Origin of the sequence: Micromonospora sp. NBRC 110037 (assembly GCF_001652995.1) — a bacterium.
GTDB classification, from domain to species: Bacteria; Actinomycetota; Actinomycetes; order Mycobacteriales; family Micromonosporaceae; genus Micromonospora; species Micromonospora chalcea.
The window spans coordinates 80,232-101,383 of record NZ_BBVA01000010.1 but is presented as its reverse complement, the minus strand read 5'-3'; the positions used below and the strand labels follow the sequence as shown (position 1 = coordinate 101,383).

The following is a 21,152-nucleotide window of genomic DNA, read 5'->3' as shown; positions in this document are numbered from 1 at the left end:
CGTCACCCGGCCCGGCTGGGAACCGGCGGGGCGGGTTCCGCCTCGGGCGACCCGGCCGGCGGGGACGCGGCCGCGCGGCGGCGGAACAGCAGCAGCATCAGCCAGCCCGCGACCAGCCCCCAGAACGCGCCGCCCACCCCGAACAGGCTCACCCCGGAGGCGGTGACCACGAACGTCACCACCGCCGCCTCCCGCGCGTCCGGCTGGGCCACAGCCGCCGCGACCGCTCCGGCGAGCGCGCCGAGCAGGGCGAGCCCGGCGACGGCCTCGACCAGCACCGGCGGGGAGAGCAGCACCAGTGTGGTGGCCACGCCCGCGCCGAGCCCGAGCAGCGCCAGCCCGATCCCGGCGGTGACCGACGCGATCCAGCGCCGTTCCGGGTCCGGGTGGGCGTCCGGCCCGGCCGCCAGCGCGGCGGTGATCGCGGCCAGGTTCACCGCGTGCCCGCCGGCCGGAGCGCCGAGGGCGGTGGCGAGCCCGGTCACCCGCAGCGCCGAGCCCAGCGGGGCCCGATAGCCGTAGCCGGCGAGCACGGCGGTGCCGGGCACGTTCTGGGCGGCCATGGTGACCAGGAACAGCGGCAGGGCGAGCCCGACGACGGCGGGCAGCGTCCAGGCCGGCGCGGTGAGCGCGACGACCGGCGCGGCGTCCATCCGGGCCGGGCCGGAGGTGGTGAGCGCGATCGCGACCACTGCCACGGCGAGCGCGCCGGGTACCGCCCAGCGGCGGGCGAACCGGTGCAGCAGCAGCCAGACCAGTACCACCGGTCCGGCCAGCCGGGGCACCTCCACGAGGGCGCGTACGGGCGCCGTACACAGCGGCAGCAGCACCCCGGCGAGCATGGCGGAGGCGATCGGGCCGGGGATCGCGGCGACCGCGCGGCCGAGCGCGGGGATCAGCCCGGCGGCGACGATCAGCAGGCCGGCGAGCAGGAAGGCGCCGACCGCGGCGGGCCAGCCGCCGGTGACCGGTCCGGTGGCGACGAGCAGCGCCGCGCCCGGCGTGGACCAGGCGATCGACAGTGGCAGCCGGTGCCGCAGGCCGAGCCAGACCGCGCAGGCGCCACTGGCGACGCAGAGCGCGAGCAGGCCGGAGGCGGCCTGGTCCCGGTCGGCGCCGACGGCGCGCAGCCCGGCCAGGACGACTGTGAACGAGCTGGCGAAGCCGACCAGGGCGGTCACCACGCCGGCCAGGACGGGTTGGAGCCGACCCCCCATGCTCTCCTCCTCCGCCGTTCCGTTTACGGAACGGCACGGTGTAGCACGATAGCCCTCATGACAGCCGCCGCACCACCCGATGACCGGGGCGCCCGGGAGGTCGGCCGGCGCATCCGCTCGCTCCGCACCGAACGGGGCATCTCCCTGTCCGAGCTGGCCCGCCTCGCGGGCGTCGGCAAGGCCACGCTGTCCGGCCTGGAGAACGGCGTACGCAACCCCCGGCTGGAGACCCTGTACGCGATCACCGCGCAGCTCGGCGTGCCGCTGACCGCCGTACTCTCCGCGCCCGAGCAGGCACCGACGGTACGCGGGGCCGCTGTCGGCGCCACGCTGCTGGAGGTCTTCAGTGACCGGGAGGCGACCTTCGAGCTGTACCGGATGTGCGTCACCCCGGGTCCGGCTCAGCTCTCCCCCGCCCACTCCAGCGGCGTGACCGAGCACGTCACAGTCTTCTCCGGCGTACTGCGCGCCGGCCCGGTCGACGCCCCGCTCACCGCCGGTCCGGGCGGCTACCTGCGGTGGGTCTCCGACGTGCCGCACACATACGCGGCGGTGGGTGAGGAGGAGGTCCACGCGAGCCTGCTGCTGCGTTATCCTCGACCGTCCACACCGGACAGTTGACGCATACCCAGGATGCAAGCGGATGACATTTCTTTCAGCAGACCCGCCACCGCGTAGAGACGCGGAGCCGTTCTTCTTGGCAAGCTTGTCCTCATGACGCTCATCCTCCGCTCGGCCATCCTCAACGACGTCGGCCTCGTCCGGACCAACAACGAGGACTCCGCCCTCGCCGGTGACCGCCTCGTGGCGGTGGCCGACGGCATGGGCGGGCTCCCCGCCGGCGAGGTGGCCAGCGAGATCGTCATCCGGATCCTGGACGAGCTGACCCCGCCCACCGGCGCCGACGAGGCGGCCGACGCGCTGCGCGCCGTGGTCAGCACCGCCAACCAGCGCATCCGCGCGGCCATCACCGTCGACCCGGCCCGCGACGGCATGGGTACGACGCTGACCGCCGCCCTGCTCGCCGGGGACACCCTGGTGCTCGCCCAGGTCGGCGACTCCCGCTGCTACCTGCTGCGCGACCACGAGCTGACCCAGCTCACCCGCGACGACACGTTCGTGCAGGCGCTCGTCGACCAGGGCGCGCTCTCCCGCGACCAGGCCCGCCACCACCCGCAGCGTTCGCTGGTCACCCGCGCGGTGCAGGGCTCCGACGCGCCACCCGCCGTCGGGGCGCTCACCGTGTTCCCCGGCGACCGGCTGCTGCTGTGCAGCGACGGCCTCTCCGACTACGTGGAGGACGCCGCCATCGCGGCGGCGCTCGCCACCTACGGCGACCGCCAGCAGTGCGGCGAGCAACTGGTGAAGCTGGCCCACCAGGCCGGCGCGCCGGACAACGTGACAGTGGTCATCTCGGACGTCACCGAGGCGTGAGTCGGCGTCCTTTCCGGTTGCGGAGCGCGCCCGCTGCGGTTGGGATGAACGGATGCACATCCGCCGGCTGGCCGCCGATGAACGACTGACCACCAGCTTCCCGCTCCAGGCGTACGCGTTCGAGGCCTCGCCGATGGGCGCCTCCCGGACCGACCAGTTCCGCGCCTACCTGCCGTACAACGCCGGGAACACGACACTGGTGGCCGAGGAGGACGGCGTCACCGCGGCGGCGGTCTCGGCGATCCCGATGCGGCAGAACCTGCGCGGCGCGGTGCTGCCGATGGCCGGTGTCGCGGGCGTGGCCACCCATCCGCTGGCCCGCCGGCGCGGACACGTCCGCACGCTCATGCACCAGCTCCTCGACGGCATGCGGGACGAGGGGCAGCAGCTCAGCGCGCTGCACCCGTTCCGCGCCTCGTTCTACGAGCGCTTCGGCTACATCGGGCTGCCCCGGCGGCGTACCGCTGTCTTCTCCCCCGCGGACCTGGCGCCGCTGCTGCGCGCCGAACTGCCCGACGAGCTGGTCTGGGAGCGGATCGGCACCGGCTATGCGCGGTGGCGCGCGTACACCGAACGGTGCCTGCGGGAACGGCACGGCTTCGCGGTCTTCCCGGACTTCCGGGCGGTCGGGCTGCGCGACCGCGACGACCGCTGGCTGGTCAGCGTGGTGCGCGGCGGCGAGACGGTCGGCGCTGTCACCTACCGGATCGACGACCACGCCGGCACGCTGCACGCCGACGACCTGCTCGTCGACGACCCGTACGCGCGGGCGTCGGTGCTCCAGTTCTTCGCCCGGCACGTCGACCAGGTGGCCCGGATCAGCGTCCAGATTCCCCCGGACGAACTGCCGGAGCTGTGGCTCACCGACCTCGACGTGCAGGTGGAGGCGAGGGTGGCCCGGCCCGACCCGACCGCGCCGATGGCCCGGCTGCTCAGCCTGGACGCGCTCGCCGACCAGCCGGTCGGGGTGGGCCGGGTGCTGATCGAGCTGGTCGGCGACCGCTGGCTCGCCGGCCGGCACCTGCTCGACGGCACCACCGGCAAGCTGGCGGTGCTGCCCGCGCAGACCACCGCCGAGGGCGGCGTGCCGGCCGCGCGGCTCACCGCCGCCGGGCTGTCCGCCCTGGCGTACGGGGTGCTCGACCCGGCCGAGGTGGTCGTACGCGGCCTGGGCGACGTGCCGGTGGACGCGGCCGGTGAGCTACGCCGCCTCTTCCCCCGCGAACTGCCGCACCTGTTCGCCGACTTCTGACCCGGTTGGCGGCACGCGCCCGGGGGTAGGGTCCAGCGCGTGCCGGAATGGCTGGAAGCGGGATTCTGGGGCCTGCTCGCCGGGTCGGCCCTGCTGATCGGGGCGGCCGTCGGGTTCTTCGCGCGCGTACCGCGCCGGACGACCGCCTCGGTGATGGCGTTCGGGGCGGGCGTGCTGCTGTCCGCCGTCTCGTTCGAGCTGATCGACGAGGCGCACGAGCAGGGTGGCCTGCGGCCGGTGGTGATCGGTGCGGCGATCGGCGCGCTCGCGTACACCGGGGCGAACGTCCTGCTGGCCCGGCACGGCGCGCGGCACCGCAAGCGCTCCGGCGACGAGCAGCCCTCCGAGCGGGAACAGCCCGGCTCGGGTACGGCCATCGCTGTCGGCGCGCTGCTCGACGGCGTACCCGAATCGGTGGTGATCGGCGCGAGCCTGCTGGCCGGCGGCCCGGTCAGCCTGGTCACCGTCATCGCGGTCTTCCTCAGCAACGTGCCGGAAGGGCTGTCCAGCGCGGCCGGGATGCGGCAGGCCGGGCGCACCCGGCGCTACGTGTTCGGGCTGTGGACGGCCATCGCGTTGATCTCCGGCGCGGCGGCGCTGGCCGGGTACACGCTGCTCGGCGGCGCGCCGCCCGAGGTGCTGGCGACGATCACCGCGCTCGCGGCGGGCGCGATCCTCGCGATGATCACCGACACGATGGTGCCGGAGGCGTTCGCGGACGCGCACCTGCTGGTCGGGCTGATCACCGTGCTCGGCTTCCTGGTCGCGTTCGCGCTGTCCCACGCCTGACCGTCGCGCGCTTTGCCGGGGCCGCTGCCTGCGCTGCGGTTGCGGCTTAGTGGCGGGTTAAGGATCGGCTGTGGAGTCGTGCCGGGGCGGCCGGGCCTCCTAGCATCGGGCGGTGCGCGTGAAGTCGGCTGTCCCTCTCCTCGTCCTCGCCCTGGCGACGGCGACGCTGCCCGCCTGCGGCGACGATCCGGCCCCCGCACCCGCCGCCGACCCCGGTTCGCCGGCCGGTCCGGCAGCCGCCCCGTCGCCCTCGCTCTCCCTGAGCGGGCGTTCCGGACTCGGCAGCGCCCGGCCGAGCCCCACCCCCGCCACAGTGGCGTTCCGCGCCGGCAACCCGGCGGGCCGGGCGAGCGTGCCGGCCGAGGCGCGTCCGGTGGACACCTCGCGCCCGACCCGTACCGTCGGCAGCGGCACCCCGGCGAGCTGCACCTCCGAGGCGGTGGTGAAGGCCGTCGCGGCCGGCGGCGTCATCACCTTCGACTGCGGGCCCGCGCCGGTCACCATCACCATGAAGGCCACCGCCAAGGTGGTGAACTCGCACGGCCCGCGCATCGTGCTGGACGGCGGCGGCACTGTCACGCTCAGCGGCGGCGGCAAGCGCCGCATCCTCTACATGAACACCTGCGACCAGGCGCAGGGCTTCACCACCTCGCACTGCCAGAACCAGGACCACCCGCAGCTCACCGTGCAGAACCTGACGTTCGCCGACGGCGACTCCACCGGCGAGCGGACCGAGGGCGGCGGGGGCGGCGCGATCTTCGTCCGGGGCGGGCGGTTCAAGGTGGTCAACTCGCGGTTCGTCGGCAACCGCTGCGACCGTACCGGCCCCGACCTGGGCGGCGCGGCGCTGCGCGTGCTCAGCCAGTTCGAGAACAAACCGGTGTACGTGGTGAGCAGCACCTTCACCGGCGGAGTGTGCGCCAACGGCGGGGCGCTGAGCAGCATCGGCGTCTCCTGGACGGTGCTGAACAGCGTCTTCCGCGACAACCGGGCGGTCGGCACCGGCGCGAACCCGGCCCGGGGCGGCACGCCGGGTGGCGGTAGTGGCGGCGCGATCTACTGCGACGGCAACGAGTTCGCGGTACGGATCGCCGGCACGGTGATCGAGGACAACAGCGCGAACGAGGGCGGCGGCGCGATCTTCTTCGTCAGCAACAACCGCACCGGCTCGCTGCAGATCGACAGTTCAACGCTGCGCCGCAACCCGAGCAGAGGCTTCGAGACAAAGGGCCACCCCGGCATCTTCTTCCTGGGTGCCCAAATCTCCTGACCCCCTCCCCGCCCTGCCCTGCCCTGCCTCGCCCCGCCTCGCCTCGCCTCGCCTCGCCGATCATGAAGTTGGCGGCCTCGCCATCGGCGTGTCGCGCCGCCAACCTCATGATCGCCGCCTGACCAGCCAGCTCGCGCACGCCCCGCTCCGCTCCGCCACGCCACGCCCGTCGATCATGAAGTTGACGGTCCCGCCATCGGCGTGTCGCCCCGTTAACTCCATGATCACCGACCAGCCCTCGGCCCTACGCCGCCCGCCCCACCCTCCCAACCCTCGCACCCGCCCTTCTGACGGTGATCAAGGAGTTTGTGTCCCAGTTGATCTCTGCGCGTGACACAAACTCCTTGATCAACAGGGCAGGGCGGGGCGGAGTGAAGTGGTGGCGAGAGGCGCGGGCGCGCCGGAGCGGGGCCGCGGACGGAGCGGATGGAGACAGCGGCGGGCAGCGGGCGGCGGGCAGCGGCGATGGGTGGGATCAGTAGGGGTTGGGGTGGCCGGGGAGGTGGCCTCGGGTCAGGGCTGCGGGGCGGCCGGGGAGGGTCGGGTCCGGGGACAGCGGCGGGGAATCCGTGCCGGCTCTCGTGGCCATGCCGGTGAACAGGTCCTTCAGGGCGGTCACCGTATCGACCGCCGGGGCCCAGCCGAGTTCGGTCTCGGCACGGTGGCTGGACATCAGCGGCACGTTCAGCGCCAGGTCGACCCAGCCGGTGTCGACCGGTTGCAGCCGCGCCCGCCAGGTCAGCGCCGCCGCCGCGCGCAGCACCGGCGTCGCCACCGGCACCGTCCAGCCGTGGAAGTGCCGGGCCACCAGCTCCGGCGTCAGCACCGGGTCGGCCGCCACGTTGAAGGCGCCGCTCGCATCCCCCAGAACCGCCCGGGCGTACGCGTCGGCCACGTCGTCGGCGTGCACCGCCTGCATCCGCAGTCGCTTGTTCGACGGCACCAGCGGAATGCGGCCGTACCGGAGAAGGCGCACCGGCGCCAGCGGGCCGAGGAAGTAGCGGCTGATCTCCGTACCAGCCTCCCGCTGGAAGATCAGCCCTGGCCGCAGCCGTACCACCCGGAGCTTCGGGTGCTCCCGCTGCACACCGTCGAGCAGCGCCTCCACCGCCGCCTTGTCCCGGCTGTACGACGACGTCTCCACCCCGGTCGCCGGCCAGTTCTCGCTGACCGGATGGTTCTTCGGGCCGGGCGCGTAGGTGCCGACCGATGAGGCGTACACCAGGGCCGGAACGCCGACCCGGACGGCGGCCTCGATCACCGCGCGGCTGCCGCCGACGTTGGTCCGGTAGAGCGTGCGGCGGTCGTGGCTGGGCTGGATCTGCCAGGCCAGATGCACCACCGCCCGCGCCCCGGCGAAGATCCGCACGAGCTGGTCGGCCGCGCCGGGCGCGCCGATGTCGCAGGAGTGCCACTCCACGTCGGCGTACGGCTCACCGGCGTCCGGCCCGGGCAGCCGGCGCGCGACGCCCACCAGTTCCGCTTCTGCCTCCCGCCGCAGCCGGCGCAGCACGGCCGTCCCCACGTTGCCGGTCGCTCCCACGATCACGATGCGCATGTCCGGTGCGGTACCCGCTGAACCGGGCAGCAACCGCTCACGGACGGGGGTTCGTGCGCACCCAGCCCTTCTCCCGATCGCGGCGACCCGACGTGGCGGCCAGGCAGCGCGGACAGACCCAGCCCTCCGGATCGGCCTCGGTGAGCACGTCGATGCCGGAGTAGTCGAACGGCACGTGCGGGAAGCGGCGCAGGCGGGTACGGCTCAGCGGCAGCCCGCACAGCGTCTGGTTCTGGCCCGGCAGCCAGGCGTGCACCTCACCGCCGGGCCGGCGTACGCCGTCGGCGCCTGGGACCTCGCGGGAGGCCGCGACGGCGGCGGTGCTGGTCACTCGCATGGTTGCCTCGGTTCCCCGGGCGGGGAGGTTCACGCCTCGCGTCTGACAGGTCGCCTGGTTCGGGTCTGAAGATCGACAAGCGGTGGAAGCCGCGAGCTTAGGGCGGGTGGGTTCCGGTAACCTGAGCGGGCGGGCCGCTAGCTCAATGGCAGAGCTGTGGACTTTTAATCCATAGGTTCAGGGTTCGAGTCCCTGGCGGCCCACTCTCTTGCAGCTCAGCGGCCCCATTGCGTGGGCGCGATCTTGGCTCAGCGGTTCGACCAGGGCGAGACGCGGACCACTTACTTTGGAGGTGGTCATGCGGACCGTCAACTTCACCCAGCTAAAGCTGAACCTGGCCGCTGAACTCGACAGCGTTATCAACGACGCCGAGGAAGTGGTGGTGACCCGCTCGGGCCACGAACCGGTGGTCATCGTCCCGCTTGCCGAGTACGAAGCGATGAAGGAAACCGAGTACCTCTTTCGCAGCCCGGCCAACGCCGCCGCGCTGCGCCGTTCGATGGAGGAGCTCGAGAAGCACGACGCGGCTGACTAGAACCAGTACCTCAGCCACACGGGCCAAAAGCTGGTCGAGCTCATCAACGGCCTCATCGCGGACGTGATGCAAGGTTCGAAGCCCTGCCGGCCCACCACATACCGTCTCCCGGGTCCTCCGGGGTCGAGCCGAGTCGCGGGCGCCGCGGGCCGCGGCCCGGCACCGCTGGTCGGATACTGGCCGTGTGACGGAGGAACTGGCTAGCAGGTCGACGCGCTGGACGATTCACGGTGAGCGACTTGTCGACGGCAGCCGACGCTCCCGGTTGAGCATCGCGGATGTGGAGCTTCCGGACGGGGTGCGCTTCGAGCAGTACGTGATCCGGGCGCCCAGGTCGGCCATGGTTGCCGTGCTCGACGGCCAGGAGCGCCTGTTGCTGATGCGGCGGCACCGGTTCGTGTTCGACCGGTGGGTGTGGGAGCTGCCGGGCGGCTACGTCGATGAGGGCGAGGACGCGGCGACCTGCGCGATCCGCGAGGTCGAGGAGGAAACCGGCTGGCGCCCGGGCGCCGTGGAGCCCATGGTGTCGTTTCAGCCTTGGGTAGCAACCGCAGACGCGGAGAACTTGCTGTTCCTTACCCGGACCGCGGAGTACACCGGTGCTCCGGTGGACGTCAACGAGACGGAGCGGGTGGCCTGGGTTCCGCTGGAGGAGACGCGGCAACTCATCTCCGAGGGAGAGATCGTGGGTGCCGGCACGGTGATCGCCGTGTTGGAGCTGATGGCGCGCAAGGCTCGGGGTGAGCTGTAGTCAGCGCCGCTGGCCGAGCGCCGCGTCGACCCGGGTGATGAACTGCCGTACTGCCGGCTTGCGGCGGTGGGGTGCCAGACCGGTCTGCAGATCGCGCACGTAACGGACGGCACGAGCCGACCGCAGTTGGGTGGTCAGGGTGAGCGCCTCCGCGCCGACGGTACTGGCACGTTCCGGCTCGCCGTGGCGAGCGTGGACGCTGGCCAGCAGGGCGAGGTTGAAGGCTTTGCCGCGTACGTAGCGCTCGTCCATCTTGAGTGAGCGAGCGGCGAAGCGCTCGGCTCGGCGGTGTTGACCGAGCGCGTGGAAGCAGTGGCCGAACTTGGCCGACAGGTACGCCTCGTCGAAGTAGCCGAGCCACTGAGGATCGCTGCTGCGGTCCGCTCGGTCGAGGGTTCGCTCCGCTTGGTGAAGCGCGGTCGCGCAGTCGCGTTCGTGAAGGGCGACAGCGTGGGCATGCGCTTCCATGACCAGCGCTTCGGCAGTCAGCGCGGTGAGGCCGGCGCGTTGTGCTGTCTGCCGGGCGGCGCGGGCGAGGTCGACCCCGGTGGCGGCGTGCCCGAGGTAGGTGGCTTGATGGCTCATCGCGGCGAGGATCTCGGCACCAAGGCCGGCGTCGGCGGCCGTTCGGGCGAGGTCCAGGGCATGCGTGAGGTACCGCTGGGCGAGGCCGTGTTCAGCCATGTCGTACGCCTGCCACCCGGCGAGCTGGGTCAGTTCAGCAGCAGCAGCGAGCAGTCTGCGGCCGGTCGCCGGGTCGTACCGGCCCTCGGTCACCAGGGGCGCCCCCTCGTGGTGCAGGAAGCGGGTGACGTTGTCGCGGGCATGCCCGCCGCCGTACTGGTTGTCGAGTCGCCGATAAGTGGCGGTCATCTGCCGGATCGTGTCGATGTCGGGTTGACCGACCGTTCGTCGGCCCTCCTGCTCGACGGGCTGCGCCGTGGTGGCGGTGAACCAGCGTAGGGCGGGCAAGGTGTACGCGGTGGAGCTGAACACTGTCTGGCGAAGCATGTCTCGACGGTTCACATCGCCTTCCCATAGCTGCGCGGCGGCCCGGACGTCCTCGCGCCAGGACCGGTTGGCCGGCACGGCACTGTGCCGACCGAGGGAGTGATCCGCCATGGCCGGGCGATATGACCGCAGGCAGGGCGCGAGGCCCAGCGTCATTCGAGCTTCGTCGGGCATGCCGCAGCCGTCGGCGATCCGCTCCAGCACGTCGATCGAGGTCACCCGTCGGCCGGCGATGATCCGGCTGATGTAGCCCTGCTCCAGGCCGACAGCCGCACCGATGCGAGTTTGGCTCGCGCCGGTGTGCCGAGCGAGCAGCCGGAACACGGCACCGATGTCGCGGGCCGCCAGAGCCTTGTGCATGTCCTCGCGCGACCAGAGGTCGTCGGGTATCCGGAGATTTTCCAGCAGCACAACGGCTCCCAGCGTCGTCAGACGACTACCCATGGTGGTCAGTCAGGAGCCTACGGTCGGTGTACGGGCAGGGTCGAGTCCGCTCATGTCACCGTGACATGACCGGTCGACATGGTCACCGCACCCCACTCGGCGGGACCGTCTCCGGCATGGACTTCGACGTCGACGACTCGCCGGGCGGGATGTTCGTCTACGGCTCTGAGCCGCCGGTCAGGCTCGCCTTCCCGACCCTGCACGACAGGACGGGCTCGTGACTATCCGGGGTCGCCTGTGTCCGTTGGTGCGATGGCTGTTCCGGCAACCCGATCCGGCATCACCGCACGGAACAGGGCAGCGGCACCAGGACGCCGAGCGCGCGGCAGCGCGACAGCGCTTACTCGACCTGGCAGCGCAGCTAGGGCGACCGGAAGGCAACCGTGAGCCGGCGCAGGACGCGGCAGAGCAGCGATGAGCCGAAGGGCGGGCCGGACGACTCCGAGAGAACGACACGTCTCGTACGAGGAGTACCTGGTCGCGACGGCCCTCACTCTCGCCCGGAGGCACCGCCCTGTCTGGTGCTGGCGGAAGTGGCGGCGGATCTGCCGATGCGGAGCGGATCTGCCCTGCCGCGCCCGGCACCGAATCCCTATCAATCGTGGCCACTGGCCGGGAGAGGACGCGTCGTGAAGGACGACCTGGAGCAGGCGATCCTGGCTGTGCATGTCCGAGGGTTCGACGGCATGTGCACCGGCTGCCGCGCCTGGTGGTCGCGGCTGTCGCCGTACCCCTGCTGGCAGGTGGAATGGGCGACCAGCCGACAGGCGCGGACGATCACCACCCGTTTCCTCGAGGGTGTGCGGTGACCACCCACGGCCCGGTCATGCCGGTCTGGAGCTGCGGAGGTTGCGATCTGCCCTGGCCCTGCCCGACACGGAAACGCGAGCTGCGCGCGGAGTATGACCGCGCTCCCGTGTCACTGGCCCTCTACCTCGGCGCCTACCTGGTCCAAGCCACTGAGGACATGCCGTGGACGCCAGCCGGGGTGTTGCACCGCCGCTTTCTCGGCTGGACCAGGCAGGCCGACTAGGTCCGGCCGACGGAGGGTGAGTTCTCGCCCGTGACGGACTTCGAGTTCCCCGTCGGCAACGCGCCCTATGTCGTCACCGCTCAGTATCCCGACGGCACCTGGTCGGGCGGTGCCGGTGTTCCCGGCACTACGACCGCGTACGCGCCGGCCCCTCCGGTGTCGGAGATCGGGACGCCAGAGGGGTCGGCCAGAGCCGGCACTGCCTGTCGATCGACGCCCCCACGCTAACGCTCGTTAGGTCTATGGTCAGCGACCATGATGAATACGAATCGCAATCTGGGGCTGGGGCATGGCAGCGCATTCGGCGAGCGTGGGGTGGCGAAGAGGCTCGGCACATTGGGCCGGCACACATCGCTGACCGGCCGGCGATTACTGGAGATCGGCTGCGGGGACGGCACGTACACGATGCGGCTGGTCGACGCGTTCGCGCAGATCGAAGCCGTGGACATCCAGCAGGATCGGCTGGAGCTGTTCCGGGAGCGGCTGGCCGGCGATCCGGCGGCGGCCCGGAAGATCAACGTACGGGAGTTGTCCGCCACCGAGCTGGACTACCCGGACGGCAGCTTCGACCTGGTCACCGCCATCGAGGTGGTGGAGCACATCGACGACCTGGATGCCGCCCTGCGGCAGGTCCACCGCGTGCTCGTGCCCGGCGGCCGGTTCGCGCTGACGACGCCCAACCGGTGGTTCCCGTTCGAGACGCACGGCTTCCTGATCCGGGGCCGGCGGTACCGGCCGGCGCGGGGCCCGTTCCTGCCGTGGATCGTGCCGCTGCACCGTCGGCTCGCCGACGCCCGTTCCTTCACCGCCCGTGGCTTGTCCGCGCAGCTGCGGCGGGCCGGGTTGGAGCCGGTAGCGGTGGACTACATCATGCCGCCGTTCGACAGGTCCCGCTTCGGGCGTCGCATCCGGCCGGTGACCGACGCGATCGAACGCTCGCCGTTGAAGTTCTTCGGCATGGCCCTGGCGGTTGTCGCCCGCCGCCCGACATGACGGTCCCAGCACGGGCAGCGCCCCAGGTTTAGCAGCTTGCCGGATGGCTATGAGGGGAATCGATCCGCAGACCGACGATCGAGGAGAGAGCCGATGGCCAGCGGTGCGATCCCGTCCGACGATCCGACCCGTACCCTCGTCCACACCCGGCCCGACGACCCCGGCCTGGCGCACCTCGCCATCGCGGGCGGCACCTACTCGATCCTGGTCACCGGTGAGCAGACGGCCGGCCGGTACTGCCTGATCGACATGCGGGTTCCGCCGGGTGGTGGGCCGCCTCCGCACCGGCACGACTTCGAGGAGATGTTCACGGTGCTCGACGGGGCGGTGGAGTTCACGTTCCGGGGCGAGCAGACCGTCGCGCGGGCCGGGGAGACGGTGAACATTCCGGCGAACGCGCCGCATTTCTTCCGCAACTCCTTCGACCAGCCGGCGCGGCTGCTGTGCATGTGCACGCCGGCCGGGCAGGACGAGTATTTCCTGCAGGTGGGCGACCGGGTGGACGGCCCCACTTCGCCGCCGCCGGCTCTCACCGAGGAGGAGCAGGCCGAGCGCCGGAACCGGGCCGCCGCGCTGGCCGCCGACTACCGCACGGAGTTGCTGATCGGCTGACACCGGCAGCACGCGAGCACCACGAAAGCGGCTCACCGCCGTGGCCGAGACCACGACGGTGAGCCGTTTTCCGTACGCGAAGGTCAGCTCGTCGCGACGAGCTGGAACCGCTGGTTGGCCTGGCCGTTGCAGTCGTAGATCTGCACCTGCTGGCCGTTGCCGGTGCCCCAGACGTCGAGGCAGCGGCCGGACTGGACTCCGGTGATGGTGCCGTTGGAGTTGACGTTCCACTGCTGGTTCGTCTGGCCGTTGCAGCTGTAGATCTGGACCGCCGAGCCGTTGCCGGAGCCGGCGGCGTCCAGGCACATCGAGCCGTACACGGTCAGCTGCCGGCTGGAGGTGTAGGTCCACCGCTGGTTGGTCTGGCCGTGGCAGTCGTAGAGCTGCACCCGGGTGCCGTTGCTCTGCGAGGAGTTCGGCACGTCGATGCACCGGCCGGACTGGTTGCCGACGATCCGGCTCGCGCCGGTGGTCGGCGGCGGCGTGGTCGGTCCGCCGGTCGGCCCGGCGGTCGGGGACACGGTCGGCGACACGGTCGCGGTCGGCGTGGGGTTGGGCGACGCGGAGTTGAGGACGTTGAGGACCGAGTTGTACGCGGCCTTCTTGTTGCCTCCGCCGTCGAACAGCAGCGGGCTCTCGTTGGAACGCCACGAGTCGCTGTCACGCACGCCCCACACCGTGATGCCGATGCAGCGCGGCACGTTGATGCACGCCTGCGTCAGACCCGCGTACTGGCTGGTCGAGGAGTTCGTGACGTCGACCTCGGTCAGCGCCACGTCCACACCCAGCGCGGCGAAGTTCTGCAGCGTGGTCTGGAAGTTGCCCGGCAACGAGCTGCCGCCGGTGAAGTGGGTCTGCAGACCGACGCAGTCGATCGGCACACCCCGGGACTTGAAGTCCCTGATCATGTTGTAGACGCCCTGCGTCTTGCCGTACGACCAGTTCTCGATGTTGTAGTCGTTGTAGCACAGCTTCGTCGACGGGTCGGCCGCCCGCGCGGTGCGGAACGCGACCTCGATCCAGTCGTTGCCGGTGCCCTGGAGGTTGGAGCTGCGGCGGCTGCCGTCCTCGTTGAACGCCTCGTTCACCACGTCCCACGCGGCCAGCTTGCCCTTGTAGTGGGCCATCACGCCGTTGATGTGGTCGATCATCGCCTGACGCAGGTTGCTGCCGTTCAGGCTCTGCATCCAGCCCGGCTGCTGCGCGTGCCACGCGAGGGTGTGGCCGCGGACCTGGAGACCGCGCTGGGTGGCCCAGTTGTAGATCTGGTCGCCGGAGGAGAAGTTGAACTGGCCCCGGTTGGGCTGGAGCGCTTCCGGCTTCATCTCGTTCTCGGCGGTGATCATGTTGAACTCACGCGCCGCGATCGTGCTGTACGTCGAGTCGCCCAGTCGGTTCGCCGCGATGGCGGTGCCGAAGTAGCGGCCCGACTGTGCCGCGGCGGCACCGAGCGTGCTCGCCGCCGCCTGGGCAATGGTGGGCACCACGAGCGCGGCGCCGGCGAGAGCCAGCGCGCTGCTGACGGCGGCCAGCACCACGCGGTGGCTGCGCCTCGGTAGATGTTTCATGACACTCCTCTGCATATCGGACGATGATGCGCTGGCGATGCCCGGCTTGACGCGGGTGGGAGCCGGCGGTGCGCCCACCCCCGCGTCACTGCCCTGAAACTTTTCGAAGATGTACCGGTAACTTCCCTGGGAAGATATCCGCGACGGCACGATCGGTCAATGTCGATGTCGACGCGAACATGGACTCAACCCGCTGATCAGCGCGGGAGTCCATGGATGACCGTGCGAGCGAAGGGCGCCGAGAAGCGCGAGCACGACCGAAAGTTTCGGAGATCCGGTCAGTGACCGGCGGCGTCGTACCGCTCGCGGTTGGCGTGCACCTCGTCCATGTGCGCCTCGGCCCACAGCTTCATGCCGTACATCAGCTGGTGCAGCGACTGACCGAGGTCGGTCAGCTCGTAGGTGACAGTCACCGGCACGCTCGGCGTCACGGTGCGGGTGACAAGGCCGTCGCGTTCCAGTGAGCGCAACGTCTGGGTGAGCATCTTCTGGCTGACCCCGGCCAACCGCCGCGACAGCTCGGAGTAGCGCATGACCCGGGGTTCCGCGTTGCGGTCGGGCCCGTCGCGGCCGAGCGCGGCCAGGATCAGCGCCACCCACTTGTCGGAGATCCGGTCCAGGAGTTGCCGGCTCGGGCAGCCGGCGAGGAACGCGTCGTACTCCTCCCGCGCCTGCGCCCGCTTCTCCGCCGCCGTCTGCGTCGGCATCGTCCGCGCCTCCTACCCGGGGGTACCCAACGCACTCCGAAGTGCGTACTCCCCGATGGAAAGTTACCCCTCCATCGTGGAGCAGGGCATCCCTCACGAACAAGGAGACAGAACCATGGGTACGCGTACCTTCCGCACCGCAGTCGTCCGCACCCCGGGCGGACCCGAGGCCATCGAGATCATCGACGTTCCGGAGCGCGAGCCGGGACCCGGCGAGGTCCGGGTGGACGTCGCGGCGGCGCCGGTCAACCCGGCCGACCTCGGCGTCGTCAGCGGCTTCTTCCACTCGCTGGGGCTCATCCACCAGCCGCACCACACCGGCCTGGGCTGGGACTTCGCCGGTGTCGTCGCCGCCGCCGGGCCGGGCGTCGACCTCGCCGTCGGCACCCCTGTCGCCGGCCTGGTCGGCGGGTTCGACCGCGACTTCGGCACGTACGCCGAGCAGCTTGTCGTACCCGCCGCCGACCTGGCGGTCGTACCCGATGATCTGGACCTGGTGGCGGCGGCGACAGTGCCGCTCAACGGCCTGACCGCGGCGCAGATCGTCGACCTGCTCGGCGACCCGCCCGCCGGCGGCCGGCTGCTGATCACCGGCGCCGCCGGCGCGGTCGGCGGCTACGTCGTGCCGCTCGCCCGGGACCGGGGATGGCGGGTGACCGGCCTGGCGCGGGCCGGGGACGAGAAGTTCGTGCGCGGGCTCGGCGCCGACTTCACCACCGCCGCCGAGCCGGGCTGGGAGGCGGTCGCCGACGCCGCGGCGCTCCAGGACCGAGGGCTCGCGCTGGTAGGTGACGGCGGCGTGTTCGTCGGGGTCCGGCCGAACGCCCACCCGGCCGCCGAACGCGGTGTCACGGTGCGCGCGGTCGAGGTGCACGCCGACGGGACACGCCTGGCCGACCTGCTCGCCCGCACCGCCGCCGGTGAGCTGCCGGCGCGGGTGCACGCGGTGGTGCCGCTGGACCGGGTGGCGGACGCCCACCGGGAGGCGGCCGAGGGCGGGGTACGCGGACGCTACGTGCTGCGCCCCTGATCAGCAGCGCACCGCCACCCGAGCGACCGCACGGTCCGCGGCCTCGGGTGGCAGGTCGCTCCGGCCGTCGACGTCCAACGCCAGCAGGCCCTGATCCAGACCGACGAGCAACGTTCCGTCGACAGTGCAGCACGTCAGCGCCGGGTGATAGACGGGGATGGTGTGCAGCGCCCGTCCGGTGGACGGGTCCCAGATCCGCACCGTCCGGTCCCGGCTGGTCGAGGCGAGCAGATCCCGCCCGCCGACCCGCACCAGGCTCAGCCCGGTTACGGCAGCCGTGTGGCCGGTGAACACGTCCACGGGCTCACCCCATTCGGCGTCCCACAGACGGATCGTGTGGTCGGCGCTGGCCGACGCCAGCATCCGGCGACCCGCCACGACCAGGCCGCAGAGCGCGGTGACCGCGTCCTGATGTCCCTGCCGGGTCCAGACCGGCGTGTCACCACCGCCCCACAGCATCACCGTGCCGCTCTTGTCGGCCGAGGCGAGCGCCTCCACCTCGGGCCACCGAACCGTCGCGAGGGCCGTCACCCAGGCACGGGTGACGTGCCCGAGCAGGACCGCCCGCACGGTGCCGGTCTGCGGGTGCCAGAGCCGGATGGCCTGGTCGTCGCCGGCCGACGCGACGAGCGTCTCACCGCCGATGACGATCGGGCAGACCGCCGCCACCGGAGCGTGGTGCTCGGTCATCTCCCCCACCAAGGCGCTGTGCCGCACACTCCAGGTTCCGACCGTGTTGTCGTCCTGGGCGGTGACGAGCAGCGGCTCCTCGACGTCGGCGACCGCGCACATCGCGTTCACCGGCCCGCCGGGTGTCGGGATCTCCCGCAGCCGCTCGCCCGTGGCGGCGTCCCAGATCCGCACCCGGCCGTCGGCACCGCCGGAGGCGACCAGGCCCGGTCGCTCGTCAGGGACCGCGCAGAGGCTGTGCACGGGCCCGAGCCGGTCCCGCTCGGCGACGGTGTCGGGTCGGCCGCCGGCCGGGTCCCACAGCCGCACGGTGCCGTCGTCACCCGCCGTCGCCAGCATCCGGTCCTTCGCCGTACGCAGCTCGCAGACCGCACGGATCCAGCTCGCGTGCCCCCGCAGGCTCGGCCGGCTCGTCCACGTCGGCACGTCCCAGACCCGGATGAGCCCGTCCTCACCCGTCGACACGAGCAGACAGCCCTCGTCGACCTCGACCGTGCACAGATCCGTGACCGGTCCACCGGTGGCAAGGACGTGGACGCATTCGCCGCTCTGCGGGTCCCAGAGCCGGACCGTGCCGTCGTAGCCGGCCGAGGCGAGCAACGTGCCACCCGGCGCTCGAACGGCGTAGAGCGTGGTCACCCAGCCGACGTGTCCGGTGAGGGTCAGCGTCGGGCGCGTGTCGGCCGTCGGCTCCCAGACCCGGACCACGCCGTCGAAGCCGGTGGAGGCGAGCAGGTGCCGGCCGTCCGACGGGACGTACGTCACGGCCGTCACCCAGCCCGAGTGTCCGGTCAACGCGTAGCGCTGCGTCCCGGTCACCGGATCCCAGATCCGGACCGTCCGGTCGTCGCCGGCCGAGGCGAGCAGGTCGCCGTCCGGCAGTGGAATGACGCAGATGTTGCGGACCCAGTCGTCGTGCCCGCTCAGTTCGTGCCGACGCTGGCCGGTCCGGGGATCCCACAGGCCGACGGTCCCGTCGTGGCTGGCGGTGGCGATCAGCGTCTCGCCGCCGCCGGTACGGACAGCGCACAGCCCGCGGATCGTGTCGTTGTGACACGGGAAGACTCCCACGGCCTGGTTGGTCATCGGGTCCCAGAGCCGGACCGTGCCGTCGTCACCGGCGGAGGCGAGCAACCACCGATCGTCCAGCTCGACGGCCGCCACGTCGTAGACGGCCTGCGAGTGCCCGTCCAGCACGCTGCGCTCCTGCCGGGGCGGGGTGTGCGCCCAGCGCGCACGGTACGGCGCGCCGTCGGCCTCGATCCCGCTGCCCAGTCCGTCGAGCCGGTCGACGACCGAGAAGAGGGCGGCGCGCTCGGCCGGTGCCGCCGCGACAGCGAGCGGCGTCCGGTGCAGCAGCCGCACCCGTGATCGGGACAGCGGCTCCAGCGGTCTCTCCATGTCGACGACCGAGAGCAACCGCTCCAGGTGCGCGTGCAGGAGGTAGCCCTCGTCGGCGAGGAGCCGCTCCACGAGCCCGGCGCGGGAGGCGTGCTGGGGCAGGGAGCGCCGTAGGTAGTCGGGCACCGAGGCCCATCCCACCTCGGCCGCCAGGTCCGCCCAGGCGGCGACCAGCCGTCGCTGGTCGTCCCGGCGTGACGCGCCGTCCAACAACGCGTCGTTGAGGGCCTGGTGGAACAGGCGGTACGCGGGCCGGCTGCCGCCACCGGTCTCGACCAGGAAGTTCGCCGCCGACGTACGGGCGAACGCGAGGAGTTCGTCCTCGGTGACCGTGCCGCCGAGCGCGGTCACCGCGATCCGCCAGAGCGACAGCGGCAGACCCGGCGTCTCGGCGTACGCCAGGGCGGTGAGGGCGAGCCGGGCGGAGGCCGAGCCGGCAGCCGGCAGCCCGGCCAGATAGGAGTCGAGCGCATGGGCCACTGTCGCGCTGAACGACACCGAAGCCGGGTCGACGGGCTCGATGTCGCGCAGCGCGTGTGCCCGTGCGACGAGACCGGCCACCAGGAAGTTTCCCTTCGCCAGCTCGGCGATCCGGCGCGCCAGCGGGATAGCCGCCGCCGAGTCGCTGTACGGGTTGCCCGGCCGTTCCGCGCCGAGCAGTCGCAGGGTCGCCAGGGCGTAGTTCACCAGATCGGCCCCGGCGAAGTATTCCGGTGTGTCCAGATCCACCAGCTCGACCGGATCACCGAAGCAGGCGATCAGGTCACCCCGGTCGTCGCCGCGCCGGGTGCCGACAACCACCCGCACGCCGTACCGGCCGCACTCCCGGGCCAGCGGCAGCAGGACGTCGTCGATGACCTGCCGGGCCTGACCGGGGTCGGCCGTCTCGTCCAGCGCATCGATGACGAGCGCGAAGCGAGCCGGACGCCGCGCCAGCCGGTCCCGCACGGCCGGCATCAGATCGGCCGGCGCACCGGGCAGGTCGACGGCGGCCGCCCGGGCGATCTCGAGCGCCACCTCCAGCGCGGTCTTGCCCTTGGCGTGTACGGCGCAGGACACCGAGCCGACAGTGGCCCGTACGGCGGTGTCGCCGCCCGGCAGGCTGTCCCGGATCTGCTGGTCGGCCGTGGTCACCACGCGGCCCAGGACGGCGGACTTGCCGACGCCTGGCGAACCCGTGACGATCAGCGGCCGGGTGGCGGGCGCCTTCCCGTCGATGAAGTCGACGATCCGCCGGAGCGCGGCCGTACGACCCCGGAACCGCGCGCCGCCCTCGGTGTCCACGGCGACGCCCCGCGCCCGGGGCAGCCAGTGCCGGCCGGCCTCACCGTCGGTGCTCAACGTCCACCCCCAGGCCGATAGCGCGGCGTCGTCGGCATCCTCGACCCGCCAGGCCGACAACGCGCCCAACGTCATCGCCGGCACCTGCTCGTCGACGTGGTGCAGCGTCACCGCCTGCCCCTTGCCCTTGCCGTCGGCCGTGACGACGACGCCGACCACCGCCTGGTACTCCGGGGACCACAACGCGCCCCCGCTGAACCCCTTGCTGAGCGGCCCGGCAGCGCCGCTGTCGATGGTGACGCGGCCGTACCCGCCGTCTTCGACGACGGAACCGGTCGCCTGCAGGCCGCCGACCACCCCGGCCGGGAAGCCGTACGCCCAGAAGGGGCGGTCGAGCAGCGGCTTGGGGGCGAGGCAGCGCAGCCGCGCCGGGGTGACGGTCGCCGGCACCGGCTCGACGAGTTCGAGCACCACCACGTCGACGTGCGCCGCCGGCATGCCGTCGTGCCGGCACCGCCGGACCTTGCGCCGGTCGAAGTAGGCGACCTTGGGCGCGCGCGGGAAGGCGACAGTGAGATCGGGGCGGAGGGTGCCGTCGGCGGCGAACGCCACGTGGTGGCAGGTGAGCACCAGGTTGGCGGCGATGACGATGCCGGTGCCGAGTGCCGTGTGCGGATCCGCCTCACGGTGCAGGGCAACCGCCCACGAGCTCTCGTCCGGGGCCGTTGTCACGGGCCGAGCCGTCCGTCAGCGCCGTGGACCGGCACCGCGATCGGTGGGGCCGTCCGGCTGCCAGGCGAGGGTGACCTCGAAGTTCGCCTCTCCGGTCGCCTTCGCCACCACCCAGCTCGCCGTGCCGGTGGCCTTGATCCCGAAGCGCACCTCCACCGCGTCGGGAGAGACGGTCTTGACCTGTTCCAGCAATTCCCGGGCGGCGGCGACCGCCGGTGCCGCGGATTCGCGTACCCAGCCGGCGACGTCGCCGAAGCCTGCGGGCTGGAAACCGGGTGTCGGCTCGACTTCGATCAAGGCAACCGTTTCGTCGTCGACCTGGTAGCGGACCACCTCAGACTGCACGGTCACCTCCGTGACGTATTTCTGGAGAACAGGCAGGAGGGTTCGCGGCGGAGCAGAACTCCGGCCCTCGCGCCGGTCTGCCATGCTGCCCGCTGTCCTTGTCATTTCGCAATGGTCGGGTCGACCGACCGCGCCGAAGCCGCCGAACAGGCGTTTCAATCG

The 21,152-nt window shown here is 71.9% G+C and carries 20 protein-coding genes and 1 tRNA gene; 13 read left to right on the top strand and 8 right to left on the bottom strand.

The genetic code is table 11. The annotated features are described in order from the left end of the window. Window positions 1–2: 2 nt before the first annotated feature. A complete protein-coding gene (locus A4R25_RS25830) occupies window positions 3–1,217 on the bottom strand; it encodes a benzoate/H(+) symporter BenE family transporter (RefSeq protein WP_064448384.1) in 1,215 nt (404 codons plus the stop codon). A gap of 57 nt (window positions 1,218–1,274) precedes the next feature. Between A4R25_RS25830 and A4R25_RS25825 the strand changes: the two genes are divergently transcribed. The 5 genes from A4R25_RS25825 to A4R25_RS25805 all read left to right on the top strand — a co-directional run bounded on the left by A4R25_RS25825 (window position 1,275) and on the right by A4R25_RS25805 (window position 5,962). After that, window positions 1,275–1,838, top strand: coding sequence for a helix-turn-helix domain-containing protein (locus tag A4R25_RS25825; RefSeq protein WP_064448383.1), 564 nt, complete (start codon window positions 1,275–1,277; stop codon window positions 1,836–1,838). Between the two features lie 93 nt (window positions 1,839–1,931). Then, the gene (locus A4R25_RS25820) at window positions 1,932–2,651 is read left to right on the top strand and encodes a PP2C family serine/threonine-protein phosphatase (RefSeq protein ID WP_013283512.1); all 720 of its coding nucleotides are present in this window, start codon (window positions 1,932–1,934) and stop codon (window positions 2,649–2,651) included. Between the two features lie 52 nt (window positions 2,652–2,703). After that, the gene (gene eis / locus A4R25_RS25815) at window positions 2,704–3,903 is read left to right on the top strand and encodes an enhanced intracellular survival protein Eis (protein ID WP_064448382.1); all 1,200 of its coding nucleotides are present in this window, start codon (window positions 2,704–2,706) and stop codon (window positions 3,901–3,903) included. A gap of 39 nt (window positions 3,904–3,942) precedes the next feature. Then, window positions 3,943–4,692, top strand: a complete 750-nt coding sequence (locus A4R25_RS25810; RefSeq protein ID WP_030500687.1) for a ZIP family metal transporter — start codon at window positions 3,943–3,945, stop codon at window positions 4,690–4,692. A gap of 118 nt (window positions 4,693–4,810) precedes the next feature. Beyond that, window positions 4,811–5,962 carry a hypothetical protein gene (locus A4R25_RS25805; protein WP_064448472.1) on the top strand — a complete coding sequence of 384 codons (1,152 nt, stop codon included), beginning with the start codon at window positions 4,811–4,813 and terminating at the stop codon, window positions 5,960–5,962. A gap of 475 nt (window positions 5,963–6,437) precedes the next feature. On the opposite strand, the gene A4R25_RS25800 is transcribed toward A4R25_RS25805, so the two are convergent. Next, a complete protein-coding gene (locus tag A4R25_RS25800; RefSeq protein ID WP_064448381.1) occupies window positions 6,438–7,520 on the bottom strand; it encodes an NAD-dependent epimerase/dehydratase family protein in 1,083 nt (360 codons plus the stop codon). A gap of 37 nt (window positions 7,521–7,557) precedes the next feature. Next, on the bottom strand, window positions 7,558–7,857 hold the full coding sequence (locus A4R25_RS25795) for a hypothetical protein (protein WP_064448380.1): 300 nt from the start codon (window positions 7,855–7,857) through the stop codon (window positions 7,558–7,560). A 131-nt stretch (window positions 7,858–7,988) separates the two neighbouring features. On the opposite strand from A4R25_RS25795, the gene A4R25_RS25790 reads away from it, so the two are divergent. The 3 genes from A4R25_RS25790 (at window position 7,989) to A4R25_RS25780 (ending at window position 9,143) form a co-directional block, all read left to right on the top strand. Next, window positions 7,989–8,060: transfer RNA gene (locus A4R25_RS25790), tRNA-Lys, on the top strand. A gap of 95 nt (window positions 8,061–8,155) precedes the next feature. Continuing rightward, window positions 8,156–8,392: a type II toxin-antitoxin system Phd/YefM family antitoxin gene (locus A4R25_RS25785; RefSeq protein ID WP_064448471.1), complete on the top strand. Its 237-nt coding sequence runs from the start codon at window positions 8,156–8,158 to the stop codon at window positions 8,390–8,392. A gap of 184 nt (window positions 8,393–8,576) precedes the next feature. Beyond that, window positions 8,577–9,143 carry an NUDIX hydrolase gene (locus A4R25_RS25780; RefSeq protein ID WP_064448379.1) on the top strand — a complete coding sequence of 189 codons (567 nt, stop codon included), beginning with the start codon at window positions 8,577–8,579 and terminating at the stop codon, window positions 9,141–9,143. Here the strand turns inward: A4R25_RS25780 and A4R25_RS25775 are convergent, their stop codons facing one another. Next, window positions 9,144–10,565, bottom strand: coding sequence for a helix-turn-helix domain-containing protein (locus tag A4R25_RS25775; protein ID WP_064448378.1), 1,422 nt, complete (start codon window positions 10,563–10,565; stop codon window positions 9,144–9,146). Window positions 10,566–10,981: 416 nt separating this feature from the next. On the opposite strand from A4R25_RS25775, the gene A4R25_RS32180 reads away from it, so the two are divergent. The 4 genes from A4R25_RS32180 (at window position 10,982) to A4R25_RS25755 (ending at window position 13,236) form a co-directional block, all read left to right on the top strand. Further along, the gene (locus A4R25_RS32180) at window positions 10,982–11,407 is read left to right on the top strand and encodes a hypothetical protein (protein WP_373888018.1); all 426 of its coding nucleotides are present in this window, start codon (window positions 10,982–10,984) and stop codon (window positions 11,405–11,407) included. Next, entirely contained in the window at window positions 11,404–11,631 is a 228-nt protein-coding gene (locus A4R25_RS31925; RefSeq protein ID WP_043327471.1) for a hypothetical protein, read from the top strand. The genes A4R25_RS32180 and A4R25_RS31925 overlap by 4 nt, the downstream gene beginning before the upstream one ends. A 336-nt stretch (window positions 11,632–11,967) precedes the next feature. Next, entirely contained in the window at window positions 11,968–12,624 is a 657-nt protein-coding gene (locus A4R25_RS25760; protein ID WP_307189068.1) for a class I SAM-dependent methyltransferase, read from the top strand. A 93-nt stretch (window positions 12,625–12,717) separates the two neighbouring features. Continuing rightward, a complete protein-coding gene (locus A4R25_RS25755; RefSeq protein ID WP_064448376.1) occupies window positions 12,718–13,236 on the top strand; it encodes a cupin domain-containing protein in 519 nt (172 codons plus the stop codon). A gap of 83 nt (window positions 13,237–13,319) precedes the next feature. Here the strand turns inward: A4R25_RS25755 and A4R25_RS25750 are convergent, their stop codons facing one another. Beyond that, window positions 13,320–14,804: an endo-1,4-beta-xylanase gene (locus A4R25_RS25750; protein WP_064448375.1), complete on the bottom strand. Its 1,485-nt coding sequence runs from the start codon at window positions 14,802–14,804 to the stop codon at window positions 13,320–13,322. Window positions 14,805–15,082: 278 nt separating this feature from the next. Next, window positions 15,083–15,511 (bottom strand): helix-turn-helix domain-containing protein, encoded by a 429-nt coding sequence (locus tag A4R25_RS25745; RefSeq protein WP_043327477.1) that lies wholly within the window; start codon window positions 15,509–15,511, stop codon window positions 15,083–15,085. A 115-nt stretch (window positions 15,512–15,626) separates the two neighbouring features. On the opposite strand from A4R25_RS25745, the gene A4R25_RS25740 reads away from it, so the two are divergent. Then, on the top strand, window positions 15,627–16,541 hold the full coding sequence (locus tag A4R25_RS25740; protein WP_064448374.1) for an NADP-dependent oxidoreductase: 915 nt from the start codon (window positions 15,627–15,629) through the stop codon (window positions 16,539–16,541). Here the strand turns inward: A4R25_RS25740 and A4R25_RS25735 are convergent, their stop codons facing one another. Then, a complete protein-coding gene (locus tag A4R25_RS25735) occupies window positions 16,542–20,645 on the bottom strand; it encodes a WD40 repeat domain-containing protein (protein WP_064448373.1) in 4,104 nt (1,367 codons plus the stop codon). It lies immediately after the preceding gene. Window positions 20,646–20,660: 15 nt separating this feature from the next. Further along, window positions 20,661–21,149 carry a CU044_2847 family protein gene (locus tag A4R25_RS25730; RefSeq protein WP_231915636.1) on the bottom strand — a complete coding sequence of 163 codons (489 nt, stop codon included), beginning with the start codon at window positions 21,147–21,149 and terminating at the stop codon, window positions 20,661–20,663. Window positions 21,150–21,152 lie beyond the last annotated feature (3 nt).